We start from the raw sequence: 16,028 nt of genomic DNA, 5'->3' as shown, positions 1-16,028 counted from the left end.
CGGACTAAAAAATAGTATAATCTTGTGCATTAGGTCTTGGCAGTTGCGGCAACTTTGAGCGACAATCTGAAGATCCGAAGCGAAAGCGTCGGGATAATAATAACGATGAAATTCCTCTTTGACGGGCCAATAGCGATATTGGCCATTTTTTTATTTCAATATTTGCGGTAGGTTGCCTTCGCCGTACAGATGTAGCGCCCCTACGGCTACCACGTAGCGTCCCGGCGGCAGTGCCAGCAGCGCGTCGCGCCAGGCTTCATTGCGTTTCACCATCAGTACATCATACAGCGGTTGGCTAAACGTTCTGGGGAGCGAAGCGCCGACGCTGGTCGGCGGCTGTTCAAGCCACCAGCCGATCATCACCTGCAAAAGCCGTGCGTTGGTGTGCCAGTGCGTCAGCGTGTCGTCGAGCAGCGCCATCCCGCCATCGGGCAGATCGCAGAGTAGTTCGAGCTGGTGTTTCGCCCCTTCCAGCTCTTGCACCGGCAGCGACATTTCGCGGGCAGCCTGTAATAACTGATAATCAATGCCATAGTCCGGGCGCAATCCCAGCCGTTGCGCCTGCGTGGCCTGTAGCACCATAGCTATCTGCCATAAAGGTTGATTATCAAAATGGATCAGCGGCATACCCAACTCGCTGACCCGTTTTTCCAGTGCGCTTAGCTGCCCGGCGCTGAGACGTTCGACCAACGGCGGGCATTTGGGGAGATTGCTGAATGGCGTTTCGTTACCAGAAATATCCGCTTCAACGACCAGCGCGTCGGCCTGGCGTAGCTTTTTCACCAGCTTTGCTGGAAGAGGAGCCATATCGCGCGTCCCCATATGAATACTGCCAACCAGATGCAGATGACGACCGCCGGGCAGGGAGAGATCGATAGCAGGCCAACTATTTGGGGTACCACGCAGCGCGCGCCATAAACGTTTAAGTTGATTTAATAACTCCATACGCGCTCCCTTTGAAAAAGCTCATGCTAGCGCGTTGGAGAAAAGGGCGCAATGCGCCCTGACGGGACGTCAACGATCGGTCGGGTTATTCGCTGCCGTCGAGATAGGCCGTTCTGGCGATGGTCATTTCAAGCTGGCATTTATAAATACTGATGCGCTTCTCAGCAGGTATGGCCTCGGATTTGGCATCGCTAAGTTTGCCGCACTGCTGCTCTTTTTTTGTCACCCAGACTCGCTGCTCTTGTTTTAATGCCGTTCGGGCAGAAGCGGGTAGCGATTTCCAGACCTGATTAAGCTCGCGATCTCTACTCTCAAATTTCTTTGCTGCGATTTCAATCAGTGAGTTATTTTTTTTCTTTATAATGCTATCACCAGATACCGTCATTCTTGCCATTACATAAATAGACCGCGCCAATTTATCGGTTTTTTGCACAGGGGTGACAACAATATCTTTGTTGTTGTCTGCTAGCTGAATATTGTAGTTAACCTGTTTCCAGGTCACCGTATTGTTTATTACCTGTCCATCCCCTTGTGAAATATAGAATAGAGTATTTGGTAAGTCTTTCATTAATTTAAATAATGGCTGAGGAATACCCATGGCGACGGTAGCCGAGCAAGTTCGTAAGTTGGCATTTTCTGCTTGAGGGTTCTGCGTGATTACATCACTGAATTGAACAGGAATAGCCCGGAGTTGCTGTTCGTATTGAGTCTGGGGGATATCGAAGAAAAGCGTGGAGGGCTCTTTAATATAGTCTTGCTGTAAACGACCTAATGCTTCATTATAAATCCACTCTTTTGCCGCCGTGACTGCATTATCGTTGCCACATTTTAACTCTGGAGTGGAATCAAATAACCCTGCATAACTGACGGCGGGAGAAAGCAGGAAAAGAAGCGTAACTGCTTTTCTAAACATAAATAACACATCCTTATGATTCAAAAAAACATTATAAAATGTTGATTTTTATTTTTCTACAGGATGTACGGTTAAATTTTTATATATTGATACGGTAAATTACTGATGGCTTAATAATATATCAGGCAGCTAATGCTGCCTGATAGAGACTTTTTACGCTTTCGGTTTAAAGCGTAATAGCCGGTTGGCATTGCTCACGACGGTAATGGAAGACAGCGCCATTGCCGCGCCCGCTACTACCGGGTTTAACAAGGTACCGGTAAACGGCCACAGAATACCGGCAGCCACCGGGATACCAATGCTGTTGTAGATAAATGCGCCAAGCAGGTTTTGTTTCATATTGCGCAACGTCGCGCGCGAAATGGCCAGCGCATCCGCCACGCCCATCAGACTATGGCGCATCAGCGTAATCGCCGCGGTTTCAATCGCCACATCGCTGCCGCCGCCCATCGCGATACCGACGTCCGCCTGCGCCAGCGCGGGCGCATCGTTGATACCATCGCCGACCATCGCAACCTGACGACCCTGGCTTTGCAGACGTTTAATCGCATCGGCTTTGCCATCCGGCAGAACGCCCGCAATGACTTCGTCAATACCCGCTTCTTTGGCAATCGCGTTAGCCGTCGTTGGGTTATCCCCGGTGAGCATTACCAGACGGTATCCGGCGTTGTGCAGGCGTTCAAGCGCGGCAATACTATCGCTGCGCAATGGATCGCGTACCGCCAGTAACGCCGCCGCTTTACCGTCAATCGCCAGCAGGACCGGAGTCGAGCCTTGCGAGGCCTGCGCGGTGATTTCCGCCGTCATATCATCCGTGGCGACGTGCTGTTCGTTCAGCAACGCCTGGTTCCCCAGAAGCAGTTGATGGCCTTCCGCTTCACCGCTGACGCCCAGTCCGCGCAGAGTTCTGAAACCGTTCACCTGCGGCAGTTTATCGTCGCCGGCTTTTTCCAGAATCGCATGGGCCAGCGGGTGGCTGGAGCCTTGTTCGAGCGCGGCTGCCAGACGTAATGCCTGAGCTTCATCAACGCCGTTAAAGGTTTTTACCGCCACCACTTGCGGCTTGCCTTCCGTCAGCGTCCCGGTTTTATCAAAAACGAGGGTATCCAACGTACTGGCGCGTTGCAGGGCATCGGCGTCGCGTACCAGCACGCCGAATTCGGCAGCGCGGCCTACGCCGGAAATAATCGACATTGGCGTCGCCAGGCCTAATGCGCAAGGGCAGGCGATAATCAGTACGGTGGTGGCGATGACCAGCGTATAAACAATTTGCGGCGCCGGTCCGAAGAAATACCAGATAGCGGCGCTGAACAGCGCAATGGCCACGACGACGGGAACGAATACCGCGGAGATTTTATCGGCCAGTTGGCCAATTTCCGGTTTACTGCTCTGCGCCTGGCGTACCATGCGAATAATGCGTGACAGCGTGGTATGACTGCCCACCGCGCTGGCGCGGAACAGGACGCTGCCGTCCTGGACGACGGTGCCGGCATGAACGCTGTCGCCTTCGCCTTTTTGCTGCGGAATAGGTTCGCCGGTCAGCATGGCTTCATCAAGCCACGCTTCGCCCTGGGTAATTTCGCCATCCACCGGCACGCGATCGCCGGTAGTGAGCCGCAGCAGCATCCCTGGCTGAACGTCCGCCAGCGGGACGCTTTTTTCGCCGTCTTCTGTCACGACGCGTGCGGTGGGCGGGGTGAGATCGAGTAATTTTTCCAGCGCTTTTGAGGAACGCTGACGGGCGCGCGCTTCCAGCATGTGTCCGAGATTAATCAAACCGATAATCATCGCGCTGGCTTCGTAATAGAGGTGCCGCGCTTCCATCGGGAACCACTGCGGCCACAGGTTGACGCTCATGGAGTAGAGCCAGGCGACCCCGGTGCCGAGCGCCACCAGCGTATCCATCGTCGCCGTGCCGTTCAGCAGGCTTTTCCACGCGTTACGGTAAAAGTGACCGCCCGCAAAGACCATCACCGCAAGCGTGATCAGGCCAATAGCCAGCCACAGGCTGCGGTTGTCGCCGGTCACCATCATGTTATCGCCGATCATCCCCCAGACCATGACCGGTATACCGACCGCCAGGGCGACGATGGCCTGCCAGCGAAAACGTTTCATGGTGGCGATGGCGGTTTCCTGCTGGCGCTCGCGGCGTTTGATGTCATCTTCAATCGCCTCTGCGCCGTAGCCGGCTTTTTCCACCGCCTGCACTAAATCAGCGGCGGACGCGCTGCCCATCACCAGCGCAGTGCGTTCCGCCAGGTTTACCCGTGCCTGCGTGACGCCCGGTACGCTTTGTAGCGCATGTTGTACGCGGGTGACACAACTGGCGCAGCTCATGCCGCTTAACAGCAACTGTTGGCTTTCTTCATCGGCCGTCGCTACCGGAAGCTCATGAGGAACCGCTGCCAGTGCTTCCGACGGGATTGATGACTCCGTCAGCGGTTTAGCCTTTGGGTGGCTTAACGTCGCGCCATACCCGGCTTGTTTGATGGTTTCAATTAACGCGTCCGCACTGGCGATACCGGTAACGTGCGCTTCGGTTACGGTGACGTCCGCCAGCTCAACATCCGGACGTTGTTCAAGACTTTCTTTCACGCGTTTAACGCAATGACCGCAGGACAAACCGTCCAGGGTCAGGTCGATAGTTTGAGACATAGTAAAAACTCCTTTATGATTGGTCATCAATTCATTGACCTTAGTAATCGTAGTGACTCACTGTGATAAAGGTTAAACCTTCCAGCAAGGTTAAGGTCAAGGGGGAAATATGAATATTAGCGATGTGGCGAAAAAAACCGGTTTAACCAGCAAAGCCATTCGGTTTTATGAAGAGAAAGGGCTGGTGACGCCGCCATTACGTAGCGAAAATGGTTATCGCACCTACACGCAGAAGCATTTAAACGAGCTGACGTTGCTGCGACAGGCGAGGCAGGTGGGGTTTAATCTGGAAGAGTGTGGCGAACTGGTCAATCTGTTTAACGATCCGCGACGCCATAGCGCAGATGTGAAAAAGCGGACGCTGGAAAAGGTCGCAGAGATCGAGCGCCATATCAGCGAGCTGCAATCAATGCGCGATCAACTGCTGGCGCTGGCGGAGAGTTGTCCCGGCGATGACAGCGCCGACTGCCCGATTATTGATAATCTTTCCGGCTGCTGTCATCACAAGGCGCAAAAGCCACGTTGATTAAACGGCGCGAATGCGTAGGGTGATGCCTTCCACGGCGATCACTTCGACATGCGTACCTGCGCGCAGGTCTTCGTCAGCGCATACCGGCCACGAGCTGTCGCCGACACGCATATGACCCCGTCCGTTCACTAACGCGGCATCAAGCATAAACCGGCGGCCTACCAGTTGTTGTCCGCGTTGGTTAAGGCGGCTGTCGGTCGGCTTCTGTTCCCGCACGCGACGCGCCAGCCAGCGCCACCAAAGCCAGGCCGCCAGCAACGTTAAGGCCGCAAACAGCACGCCCTGCCATTCCCAGCCGAGCGGTAAGAGCCAGACGGTTAAGCCGGTAATCACTGCCGCCACGCCGCTCCACAGCAAATAGCCGTTACCGCCGAGCATTTCAGCGGCCAACAACAGGCCGCCGAGGCTAAGCCAGAAGATATGCGGATGCACCAGAATCATCGCTATCATGCTTTTTTCCGTTCGCTGGCGCTGTCCTTAACCAGCTCGCTGATCCCGGCGATAGCGCCCATCAGACTGCTGGCATCCAGCGGCATCATGACCACTTTGCTGTTATTCGCCGAGCCGATTTGCTGTAACGCTTCGGTGTATTTCTGCGCCACAAAGTAGTTTATCGCCTGAATATCCCCGGCGGCGATGGCTTCAGATACCATCTGCGTAGCGCGGGCTTCCGCTTCGGCGGAACGTTCACGCGCTTCCGCCTGCAGGAAAGCGGACTGACGTTCGCCTTCGGCTTTCAGAATCTGCGACTGTTTTTCCCCCTCGGCTTTCAGGATTTCCGCCTGACGTACCCCTTCGGCCTCAAGGATATAGGCGCGTTTGGTACGTTCCGCTTTCATCTGGGCGTTCATAGAGGAGATCAATTCCGCGGGCGGGCGGACATCGCGAATTTCGATACGGGTAACTTTAATTCCCCACGGGTTGGTGGCTTCATCGACAATATGCAGCAGCCGCGTGTTGATGCTGTCGCGCTGGGAGAGCATTTCATCCAGCTCCATCGAACCGAGCACCGTACGGATATTGGTCATGGTCAGGTTAATGATCGCCAGTTCCAGGTTACTGACTTCATAGGCGGCGCGCGGCGCATCGATAACCTGAATAAAACAGACCGCATCGATAGTGACGTTGGCGTTATCTTTTGAGATCACCTCCTGCGACGGAATATCCAGCACTTGCTCCATCATATTGATCTTGCGGCCAATTCTGTCCATAAACGGTACAACAAGGCTTAATCCCGGCTGCAGGGTTTTGGTGTAACGTCCAAAGCGCTCCACCGTCCACTGGTATCCCTGCGGAACGATTTTGACGCCCGCGCCGACGATCACCAGCGCGACGAAAATGAGAATAGGGATAAGAATGAGCATAGCTAAACCTCCTGTTGCGTTGTCCATAAACCGATTTTGCTGACGAATTAAGCGAATTATACCTGATTCAGTAAAGCATGTTCCCCCCTTATTAATTACAGGGATACACTATCGCTATAAAAATATGAACAACGGATGCGCAATAAATGACAGAACGTAGCATGTTGCTTGAGTTAAAGCAGGTCGGTTACCGGACTGCGACGACAAAAATAGTGAATAACATCAGTTTTACGCTGCAACGCGGCGAATTTAAGTTAATTACCGGTCCTTCTGGCTGCGGAAAAAGTACGTTGTTGAAAATGGTGGCCTCGTTAATAAGCCCTGATATCGGCGTGATTCTTTTTGAGGGGCAGGATATTACTACTCTGAGTCCGGAAGCCTATCGCCAGCAGGTTTCTTATTGCGCTCAGACGCCAGCGCTATTTGGCGATACGGTTTACGATAACCTGATTTTTCCCTGGCAAATTCGCCATCAGCGCCCGCAGCCGACAGCCTTCGCAGACGATCTGGCGCGTTTTGAACTGCCGGAGACGATTCTGCAAAAACCGATTGCCGCGCTTTCCGGCGGGGAAAAACAGCGTATTGCTCTAATTCGTAATCTACAGTTTCTGCCGAAAATACTGTTACTCGACGAAATAACCAGTGCGCTGGATGAACATAACAAACGGAATGTAAATGATATTATTCATCGCTATGTTCGCGATAAGCAGGTCGCTGTCTTGTGGGTAACGCATGATAAAGATGAAATTCAACACGCGGATAAGGTGATAACGTTAACGCCATCTGCCGGAGAGATGCAGGAGGCGCGTTATGAACGAGCATAATATTACCAATACCTCGCTGGCGTTATCGATGCTGCTGGTGGTGGTCGCGATGCTCATCAGTCACAAGGAAAAGCTGGCGCTGGAAAAAGATATTCTGTGGAGCGTATGCCGGGCGGTGATACAGCTCATTATTGTCGGCTATGTACTGAAATACATCTTTGGCGTTAATCATGCCGCCCTGACGCTGCTGATGGTGCTGTTCATCTGTTTTAACGCCGCCTGGAACGCGCAAAAGCGCAGTAAATATATCGATAAGGCATTTCTCTCCTCGTTTATCGCCATCACCGTCGGCGCCGGACTAACGCTGACGGTACTGGTGCTTACCGGTTCGATTGAATTTGCGCCGATGCAGGTGATTCCCATCGCTGGCATGGTCGCCGGTAATGCGATGGTAGCGGTAGGGCTGTGCTACAACCAACTGGGGCTACGTTTTCATAGCGAGCAGCAGCAAATCCAGGAAAAGTTAAGTTTGGGCGCAACACCGAAAATGGCCTCCGCCGGGCTTATCCGCGATAGCATCCGCGCATCGCTTATCCCGACGATCGACTCGGCAAAGACCGTTGGGCTGGTGAGCCTGCCGGGGATGATGTCCGGGCTGATTTTTGCCGGGATCGATCCGGTAAAAGCGATTAAATATCAAATTATGGTAACGTTTATGCTGTTGTCGACAGCCAGCCTGTCTACCATCATTGCCTGCTATTTAACCTACCGGAAGTTCTATAATTCGCGTCATCAGTTGGTAGTGATGCCGCTCAAGAAATCATGATAGTTGCCGGATGATGGCGCAAGCGCCTTATCCGGCCTGAGGACGACAGGTAGGCCAGATAAGCGCGCCATCAGGCAAGAGAGGATTAATACAGTAGCGCGTACAACTGGCGGCGGTATTTCGACGCCAGCGCGTCGCCGGTGCCGAGCGCGGCAAGGATCTCCTGGAAGGTTTTGCGCGTCTGTCCCTCGGCGGCGGCAAGATCTTTTCTCAGATGGCTGAACAGCAATTCCAGCGCTTCTTCATTACGTCCGACCTGGTGCAACTGCAACGCCAGTTGCGTTGCCAAAGCCGCATCCTGCGGATTCTCCGCGACTTGCTGCTGAAGTTGCTGAATTTCCGGCGTATCCGCCGCCTGTTTAAGCAGTTCGATCTGCGCAACCAGCCCCTGATAACGGGTATCCTGATCCTGTAGCGGGATAGTTTTTAACACCGCTTCGGCCTCTTCAGAGCGGTTCAGCGCAATTTGCGCTTCCGCCAGTAACAGGCCAATCTCACTGTTCTGCGAAGAGAGCTGCCAGGCGTCTTTGAGCAACGGCAGCGCGTCAATGTAGTTGCCCTCCTGCATTAACTGCATCGCTTGTTGCGCTTTTAGCTCTTCTTCGCGCGGCAGTACTTTATCCAGCAGAGCGCGGATCGCCTCTTCCGGCTGCGGCCCCTGGAAACCATCGACCGGTTGGCCATTCTGGAACAGATAGACAGTCGGGATGGCGCGCAGACCAAACTGAGCGGCGATCATCTGTTCGGCGTCGCAGTCCAGCTTTGCCAGAATAAACTGACCGTGGTACTGGGCAGCCAGACTTTCCAGCACTGGCGTTAATTGCAGACAGTGTTGGCTGCGTTCAGACCAGAAATAGAACAGTACCGGCGTGGTCATGGACTGCTCTAAGGTCTGCTGCAGGTTGGATTCATTAATATTGACAATGTTCTGTACGGACATGGCGTCGCTCTCTTTTGTCTGTGTCACGTTTACATGGGGGCTGACTGGCGCGCTTCAACTCAGCTTTGTAAAATTTTATCCAGCATCCGGCCCGGCAATAGGCGTTTCAGCGCCATCACCGCCCAGGTGACCAGCGTAACGGGATAGCGCAGCCTGGGTTTATCGCTTGCAAAAGCATGACGTACTTTCGCTACTACCGCGTCAGGATCGCGGGTGAAACGTGCGGCGATGCCGGGATTTTCTACCGGTTTATCACGCTGCGTCTGGTTAACGTTATCCGTAAAACGGGTACGAATCGGCCCCGGTTCTATCAGGCTCACTTTAATGCCTGTGTGCCGTAGCTCCATACGTAGCGCGTCAGACCAGGCTTCGAGCGCATACTTGCTGGCGGCATAAGCGCCGCGCCCTGGGGTGGAAATCAGCCCCATCACCGATGAGGTCATCACAATGCGTCCTTCGCCATGCGGCAACATGGCGGGAAGTAAGCGCATGGTAAGCTGATGCGCGCCGAAAAAATTACTGGAAAACTGTTGCTCCATCTGCTCACGGCTGATGGTAGAAAGGGGGCCATACACGCCGTAGCCGGCATTGTTAAAGATCCCATACAGACGATTATCGGTCAGGGCGATCACTTCATCGGCGGCACGATCCACGCTTTCAGGGGAGTCGAGATCGATCAACACGCCGGTAAATCCCATACTGTTCATCCGGGCGACATCATCAGGTTTGCGGCAGCCCGCCAGGATTTGAAAGCCCTGGCGTTTAAGCTCAAGCGCGCTGTCCAGACCGATTCCGCTGGAACATCCTGTTATTAAGACCGATTTTTGCATAACTTTACCTGTCAGGATCTCCGTTGATTTAAGAGTCGTGGTTAACTATATCCGTCATACTTCAAGTTGCCTGTGCGTTCGTTTACTCCAGTCACATAGGTATCTATGCTCCTGGAAATTCTCTTACGTGCCGCCTTCATGCAACTCGAATGATTCAGGAGAGAAAAGGGGTCAACTGCTTCGCCATCCAGTCGGCAATAAACGGCTGGGCGTCGCGGTTGGGATGAATGCCGTCATCCTGCATCCACTGCGGTTTCAGATATACCTCTTCCATAAAAAACGGTAACAGAGGAATATCGAACTCTTTGGCGAGCTTAGGATAAATGGCGCTAAAGGATTCATTATAACGGCGACCGTAGTTAGCGGGCAGATGAATTTGCATCAGTAACGGTTGGGCATCGGCGGCTTTCACCGTCTGAATGATTTTACGTAGCGTCTGTTCGGTTTGCGCAGGCGCAAAACCGCGTAGGCCATCGTTGCCGCCAAGTTCCACCACTACCCAGCGCGGGTGATGCTGTTGCAACAGCGCCGGCAAACGCGCCAGTCCCTGCTGCGAGGTATCTCCGCTTATACTGGCATTAACGACCGACGTTTTGTTTTGCCATTTATCATTAAGGAGCGACGGCCATGCCGCGCTGGCGGCCATACGGTAACCGGCGCTGAGGCTATCGCCCAGAATTAATAAGGTGTCTGCGGCGGCGGCACGGAAAGTTAACAGGATCAAAAACAGGAAGGGCAAATGCCAGCGGAAAACAGTGTTGAAGTTCATCGTCTCAGGAAGTCCGTCGGTCAGGGTGAGCATGAGCTTTCCATCCTTACCGGAGTTGAACTGGTTGTCAAACGCGGCGAAACCATTGCGCTGATTGGCGAATCAGGATCGGGAAAATCTACGCTGCTGGCGATTCTCGCCGGACTGGATGACGGCAGTAGCGGAGAGGTCAGTCTGGTGGGGAAACCGCTTCACCAGATGGACGAAGAGGCGCGGGCGCAGCTTCGCGCTCAGCATGTCGGTTTTGTTTTTCAATCCTTCATGCTTATTTCTACGCTTAACGCGCTGGAAAACGTTGAGCTACCGGCCCTGCTACGCGGTGAAAACAGCGGTCAGAGTAAGGCGGGGGCGAAAGCGCTGCTCGAACAACTGGGACTGGGAAAACGGCTTGACCACCTTCCGGCACAGCTTTCCGGCGGCGAGCAGCAGCGCGTAGCGCTGGCGCGCGCGTTTAACGGGCGTCCTGATGTGCTGTTTGCCGATGAGCCGACGGGCAACCTTGACCGTCAGACCGGAGATAAAATCGCCGACCTGCTATTTTCGCTTAACCGCGAGCACGGCACCACGCTGATTCTGGTGACGCACGACCCGGCGCTGGCGGCGCGCTGCGACCGGAGGCTGCGGTTGGTCAACGGTCAGTTACAGGAGGAGGCATGATAGCTCGCTGGTTCTGGCGCGAATGGCGCTCGCCGTCGCTGATTATTGTCTGGCTGGCGTTGAGTCTGGCGGTGGCCTGCGTACTGGCGCTCGGCAGTATCAGCGACCGGATGGAAAAAGGGTTAAGTCAGCAAAGCCGCGAGTTTATGGCAGGCGATCGGACGCTGCAAAGTTCGCGGGAGGTACCGAAAGCCTGGCTTGAAGAGGCGCGTAAACGCGGCCTTAACGTGGGCGAGCAGTTAACCTTTGCGACCATGACGTTTGCCGGCGATACGCCGCAACTGGCCAGCGTGAAGGCAGTGGATAGCGTTTATCCGATGTACGGCGAATTGCAAACCCGTCCAGGCGGAGTGAAACCGCAGCCGGGTAGCGTACTGCTGGCGCCGCGTCTGATGGCGCTGCTTAATTTGAAAACGGGCGATACCATTGATGTCGGCGACGTGACCTTGCGTATTGCCGGTGAAGTGGTGCAGGAGCCGGATTCCGGGTTTAACCCTTTTCAGATGGCGCCGCGTCTGATGATGAATATGGCCGATGTGGCAAAAACCGGTGCGATACAGCCGGGGAGTCGCGTGATGTGGAGGTATAAATTCGGCGGAACGCCGCAACAGCTTGCTGGCTATGAAAGCTGGCTGTTACCGCAGCTTAAACCGGAACATCGCTGGTACGGACTGGAGGAGGATGACGGGGCATTGGGGAAATCGCTCGAACGTTCGCAGCAGTTTTTGCTGCTTTCGGCGTTATTAACGCTACTGCTGGCGGTAGCTGCCGTCGCGGTGGCGATGAGCCATTACTGCCGTAGCCGCTACGATCTGGTGGCGATTTTAAAAACGTTGGGCGCGGGCCGGGCCCAGTTGCGTAAACTTATTATCGGACAGTGGTTGATGGTGCTGGGGCTTTCCGCCGTCACGGGAGGCGCGATTGGGTTACTGTTTGAAAACATATTGCTGGTGCTGCTAAAACCGGTATTGCCCGCCGATTTGCCGCTCGCCAGCCTGTGGCCCTGGCTGTGGGCGCTGGGCGCGATGACGGTCATCTCTCTGCTGGTCGGTTTACGGCCTTATCGATTGTTGCTGGCGACCCAGCCGCTACGGGTGCTGCGCCGCGATGTTGTTGCTCGCGTCTGGCCGTTAAAAATTTATTTGCCTGTTGCCTGCGCCGTCGTGGTGGCGCTGCTCGCCGGATTGATGGGCGGAAGTATGCTGTTGTGGGCGGTTCTGGCGGGCGCCGTGATACTGGCGCTGATGTGCGGTCTGGTGGGCTGGATGCTGCTTAACGTGCTGCGCGGCATGACGTTGACGTCGCTACCGCTGCGTCTGGCCGTCAGCCGACTTCTGCGTCAGCCGTGGTCAACGTTGAGTCAGCTTTCGGCGTTTTCGCTTTCGTTTATGCTGCTGGCGCTCTTGCTGGTGCTGCGCGGCGACCTCCTTGATCGCTGGCAACAGCAGCTCCCGCCGGAAAGTCCGAACTATTTCCTTATCAATATTGCTTCAGAACAGGTTGCGCCGCTGAAAGCCTTTTTGGCAGAACATCAGGTGATTCCGCAGACGTTTTATCCGATTGTGCGGGCGCGGTTAACCAGGATAAACGGTAATCCGACGGAAGGTCAGCAGGATGAGTCGCTCAACCGTGAACTGAATTTGACCTGGCAGGATACGCGCCCGGCGCATAATCCGCTGGTCGCCGGTCACTGGCCGCCAAAACCGGGCGAAGTCTCTATGGAAGAGGGGCTGGCGAAGCGGCTGAACGTCAAACTCGGCGATAGCGTAACCTTTATGGGCGATACCCAGGCATTTAGCGCTAAAGTCACCAGCCTGCGTCAAGTGGACTGGGAAAGCCTGCGGCCCAACTTTTTCTTCATTTTTCCTTCCGGGGCGCTGGACGGGCAACCACAAAGCTGGTTGACCAGTTTTCGCTGGGAGAATGGCAACGGCATGTTAACGCAGCTTAACCGCGAGTTTCCTACCGTCAGCCTGTTAGATATCGGGGCGATCCTGAAACAGGTGGGACAGGTGCTGGAGCAGGTCAGTCGGGCGCTGGAGGTGATGGTTGTGCTAGTCACCCTCTGCGGCATGTTGCTATTACTGGCTCAGGTACAGGTCGGGATGCGTCAGCGCCATCAGGAGCTGGTGGTGTGGCGCACGTTAGGAGCCGGAAAGAAACTGTTGCGTACCACACTCTGGTGCGAATTCGCCATGCTGGGGTTAGTTGCCGGGCTGGTCGCCGCGATTGGCGCGGAAACGGCGCTGGCGATCTTACAAATCAACGTTTTTGATTTCCCCTGGGAGCCGGACTGGCGTTTATGGGGCGCACTGCCGTTTTGCGGCGCGCTGCTGCTTTCCGTATGCGGCGGCTGGCTTGGCGTTCGTTTGCTGAAAGGCAAAGCGCTATTCCGACAGTTTAACGGATGATTCATGATGTGAATAATTTCGCGCCGGTTTTTAAAACGGCGCGTACTTTATTTAGTCGCACAAATTGCTAACTCCTTGATTTTTAGTAGCACAAATCATTAAAAAATACACAACACGTAAGGTTTTATAACAGTTATTATTTGCCTGCTAAATGATTTGGATTGGCTATCTATCAAGGAAAATATAATGACAATAAAAATAACAGCGTTGGCGGCATCGATCGGCGCGGCAATGGCTTTCATGCCTTTCGCCACTCAGGCGGAAATCACCGTTTTAAAACAAGATCCCCAGGCGGGTAATCCACTCAGCCGACTCAATTTCACCGTTGGCGGGAGTATTCGTCCGCAGTTCCAGAATATGACCGGCAATGACGGCGCGAACGGTTATAAACGTAATGGTTTTGATGGCGGGACGCGTTTCCGCTTCGCCGCGGATTATTATCTGTTTGATGATATCAGTTGGATTAGCTATTACGAGCTGGGCGTCAATATCCCTGCGGTATTTGACTGGGATAACCATTATGCGAAGGGCGCGACTGATACCACTCGCCGTATGCTGTATACCGGCTTCAAGAGCGCGACGTGGGGAACGCTGACCTTCGGTCAACAGAACAGCATTTATTACGATGTGGTGGGCGTAAAAACCGATATCTGGGATTACGACATGATAGGTCAGGCGCCGGGCAACGGGATTAACGGCGACTACGATGGTTCTTACCGCACGCGTAAGTCATTGAAGTATAAGAAAAGCATTGGCAATGTCGATCTCTACGCGTCTTATCTGTTCAGCGACGATTATAATGCCAATAACGGCCTGAATTACAAACGTAAAGGCGGCGGTTCTTTAGGCGCGGATTACCATCTCACCGACGATCTGACCTGGGGGACGGCATGGAACTATACCCGTGCGGAGATGCGCGGCAACGGCAATAAAACTTACGATCAAAATATTGTCGGTACCGCGTTAAGCTGGACGCCGGAAAACTGGACTATCGCCGCAGGCGGCGGTTGGTATCAGAACTTTATGACGACCAAAAAAGTGTCTGTGAATGATTACTTTGCCGGCGATGCGTGGGGTCTGGAATATTTTGTCGGTTACGCTTTCCCGATTGGTCAGTATGCCGTGAAAGCTATTCAACCGTACTTTATGGGCGACCGCATTGAATATGTGAATGGCCGCGACTATCTGCGCACCGATAACGGCGTGGGGATCACCTTCCAACTGGATTATGGTTTCCGCGTTGATTATGAACATGTTTTCACCTCCAGCACTGACAATCTGGGCGATATGAACCTGGTGCGTCTGCGTTACGATTTCTAAAGCGTTTTCCTCTGCCGGATGTTGGCGTTAAGACCTCTTATCCGGCATTTCCCTTTACGCCATTCCCGCCTGACACACGCCTGAGCGCCTGCCTCGTACATTTAACGACACACCAGGAAACATCATGAAATAATTTCAAGGACAGCAGGCTGTGATCTGTGTCATGTTAAGAAATAGCCTTTCGTTTGGGCCAAAACAGACGATGCCGCATGAACGGCATCCGGCACAGCATCACACTATTTAAAATGGAGAAATTATGGGATTGCGTCAGAGTTTACGCATTGCGGCCAGCACGCTATTACTGGCCTGCGGATTACAGTTTGCCCATGCCGATAGTTCCCCGCAAACGATCGTATTTGGCGTCGCGCCAGGGCCGTATGGCGACATGGTGAAGCAGGCGATTGCGCCGACATTAAAAGAAAAAGGGTATAAGGTCGTGGTGCGCGAGTTTAGCGACTATGTCCAGCCCAATATGGCGTTAGCTAACGGCAGCATCGACGCCGACCTCTTTCAACATACCCTCTATTTTGACAAATTCACCGCTGACAAAGGGCTGAAGCTCAGCAAACTTATTGTGGTACCGACCGCTGGGATGGGCTTCTATTCACGTAAAATCAACAGTCTGGATGCGCTTAAAAAAGGGGACATTATTACTCTCTCCAACGATCCGACTAACCTGGCGCGCGGCCTTCGCTTCCTGCAATCGTTGGGGCTCATCACGATTAAGGACAATATCGATCCGACCAAAGCCTCTGAACGAGATATCGCCAGCAATCCAAAAGGACTGGTTTTCAAACCGCTGGAAGCCGCACAGCTACCGCGCACGCTGGATGGCGTGACCGGCGCGCTGGTTAACGGGAACTTTGCGGTGGCGGCAGGACTCGATCTCTCCAGCGCGATTAAGCAGGAACACCTGGATGAGAACCTGAAAAATATCATTGCGGTACGCAGTGAAGATGCCGATAAGCCGTTTGCCAAAGATATTGTCGAGGCGGTGAAATCGCCGGCTTATCGCGCGGTTATCGACGATCCAAAGAATATTTATAGCGCCTTCCAGAAACCGGAATGGATGACCGCGACACCCTGATCGCAGCGGTGGCCATCC

Annotated in this window: 15 protein-coding genes; 7 read left to right on the top strand and 8 right to left on the bottom strand. The window is 53.8% G+C overall.

Annotated features, from left to right (window positions below):
• Positions 1-150: 150 nt before the first annotated feature.
• The 3 genes from J4617_RS17465 to copA all read right to left on the bottom strand — a co-directional run bounded on the left by J4617_RS17465 (position 151) and on the right by copA (position 4,513).
• Entirely contained in the window at positions 151-945 is a 795-nt protein-coding gene (locus J4617_RS17465; RefSeq protein ID WP_000421861.1) for a TraB/GumN family protein, read from the bottom strand.
• A gap of 85 nt (positions 946-1,030) precedes the next feature.
• Positions 1,031-1,858 carry a lysozyme inhibitor LprI family protein gene (locus J4617_RS17460; RefSeq protein ID WP_000488545.1) on the bottom strand — a complete coding sequence of 276 codons (828 nt, stop codon included), beginning with the start codon at positions 1,856-1,858 and terminating at the stop codon, positions 1,031-1,033.
• 153 nt (positions 1,859-2,011) lie between these two features.
• Positions 2,012-4,513, bottom strand: a complete 2,502-nt coding sequence (gene copA / locus J4617_RS17455; protein WP_208290705.1) for a copper-exporting P-type ATPase CopA — start codon at positions 4,511-4,513, stop codon at positions 2,012-2,014.
• Positions 4,514-4,622: 109 nt separating this feature from the next.
• Between copA and cueR the strand changes: the two genes are divergently transcribed.
• Positions 4,623-5,039 carry a Cu(I)-responsive transcriptional regulator gene (gene cueR / locus J4617_RS17450; protein WP_001026760.1) on the top strand — a complete coding sequence of 139 codons (417 nt, stop codon included), beginning with the start codon at positions 4,623-4,625 and terminating at the stop codon, positions 5,037-5,039.
• Here cueR and J4617_RS17445 read toward each other — a convergent pair whose 3' ends face one another.
• Positions 5,040-5,492: an NfeD family protein gene (locus tag J4617_RS17445; RefSeq protein ID WP_000561177.1), complete on the bottom strand. Its 453-nt coding sequence runs from the start codon at positions 5,490-5,492 to the stop codon at positions 5,040-5,042. It abuts the gene before it with no gap.
• Complete coding sequence (locus tag J4617_RS17440) at positions 5,489-6,406, bottom strand: SPFH domain-containing protein (RefSeq protein WP_000906146.1); 918 nt, start codon at positions 6,404-6,406, stop codon at positions 5,489-5,491. Before J4617_RS17440 ends, J4617_RS17445 begins: the two co-directional genes overlap by 4 nt.
• Before the next feature lie 146 nt (positions 6,407-6,552).
• Here J4617_RS17440 and fetA point away from each other — a divergent pair, with 146 nt between their 5' ends.
• Together fetA and fetB are read left to right on the top strand one after the other, a co-directional pair.
• Complete coding sequence (fetA, locus tag J4617_RS17435) at positions 6,553-7,230, top strand: iron ABC transporter ATP-binding protein FetA (protein ID WP_000140192.1); 678 nt, start codon at positions 6,553-6,555, stop codon at positions 7,228-7,230.
• The gene (gene fetB / locus J4617_RS17430) at positions 7,217-7,996 is read left to right on the top strand and encodes an iron export ABC transporter permease subunit FetB (protein ID WP_001002130.1); all 780 of its coding nucleotides are present in this window, start codon (positions 7,217-7,219) and stop codon (positions 7,994-7,996) included. Before fetA ends, fetB begins: the two co-directional genes overlap by 14 nt.
• Positions 7,997-8,081: 85 nt before the next feature.
• On the opposite strand, the gene cnoX is transcribed toward fetB, so the two are convergent.
• From cnoX to tesA, 3 genes are all read right to left on the bottom strand, one after another.
• Positions 8,082-8,936 (bottom strand): chaperedoxin, encoded by an 855-nt coding sequence (cnoX, locus tag J4617_RS17425; protein ID WP_000116060.1) that lies wholly within the window; start codon positions 8,934-8,936, stop codon positions 8,082-8,084.
• 59 nt (positions 8,937-8,995) lie between these two features.
• Positions 8,996-9,766: an SDR family oxidoreductase gene (locus J4617_RS17420; protein ID WP_001172804.1), complete on the bottom strand. Its 771-nt coding sequence runs from the start codon at positions 9,764-9,766 to the stop codon at positions 8,996-8,998.
• 154 nt (positions 9,767-9,920) lie between these two features.
• Positions 9,921-10,535: a multifunctional acyl-CoA thioesterase I/protease I/lysophospholipase L1 gene (gene tesA, locus J4617_RS17415; protein ID WP_001010574.1), complete on the bottom strand. Its 615-nt coding sequence runs from the start codon at positions 10,533-10,535 to the stop codon at positions 9,921-9,923.
• Here tesA and ybbA point away from each other — a divergent pair.
• The 4 genes from ybbA (at position 10,506) to J4617_RS17395 (ending at position 16,010) form a co-directional block, all read left to right on the top strand.
• On the top strand, positions 10,506-11,192 hold the full coding sequence (gene ybbA / locus J4617_RS17410; protein WP_017465369.1) for a putative ABC transporter ATP-binding protein YbbA: 687 nt from the start codon (positions 10,506-10,508) through the stop codon (positions 11,190-11,192). The genes tesA and ybbA overlap by 30 nt on opposite strands.
• Positions 11,189-13,603, top strand: a complete 2,415-nt coding sequence (ybbP, locus tag J4617_RS17405) for a putative ABC transporter permease subunit YbbP (protein WP_017465368.1) — start codon at positions 11,189-11,191, stop codon at positions 13,601-13,603. The genes ybbA and ybbP overlap by 4 nt, the downstream gene beginning before the upstream one ends.
• 186 nt (positions 13,604-13,789) lie before the next feature.
• Entirely contained in the window at positions 13,790-14,923 is a 1,134-nt protein-coding gene (locus J4617_RS17400) for a porin (RefSeq protein ID WP_000152862.1), read from the top strand.
• A 256-nt stretch (positions 14,924-15,179) separates the two neighbouring features.
• Positions 15,180-16,010, top strand: coding sequence for a MetQ/NlpA family ABC transporter substrate-binding protein (locus J4617_RS17395; protein WP_017465367.1), 831 nt, complete (start codon positions 15,180-15,182; stop codon positions 16,008-16,010).
• Positions 16,011-16,028: the final 18 nt, after the last annotated feature.

Origin of the sequence: Salmonella sp. 32010601201800023SM, assembly GCF_017572235.1 — a bacterium.
Classification (GTDB): domain Bacteria; phylum Pseudomonadota; class Gammaproteobacteria; order Enterobacterales; family Enterobacteriaceae; genus Salmonella; species Salmonella enterica.
Note: the sequence above shows the minus strand (reverse complement) of the source record. Positions and strands in the feature narration are given on the sequence as shown.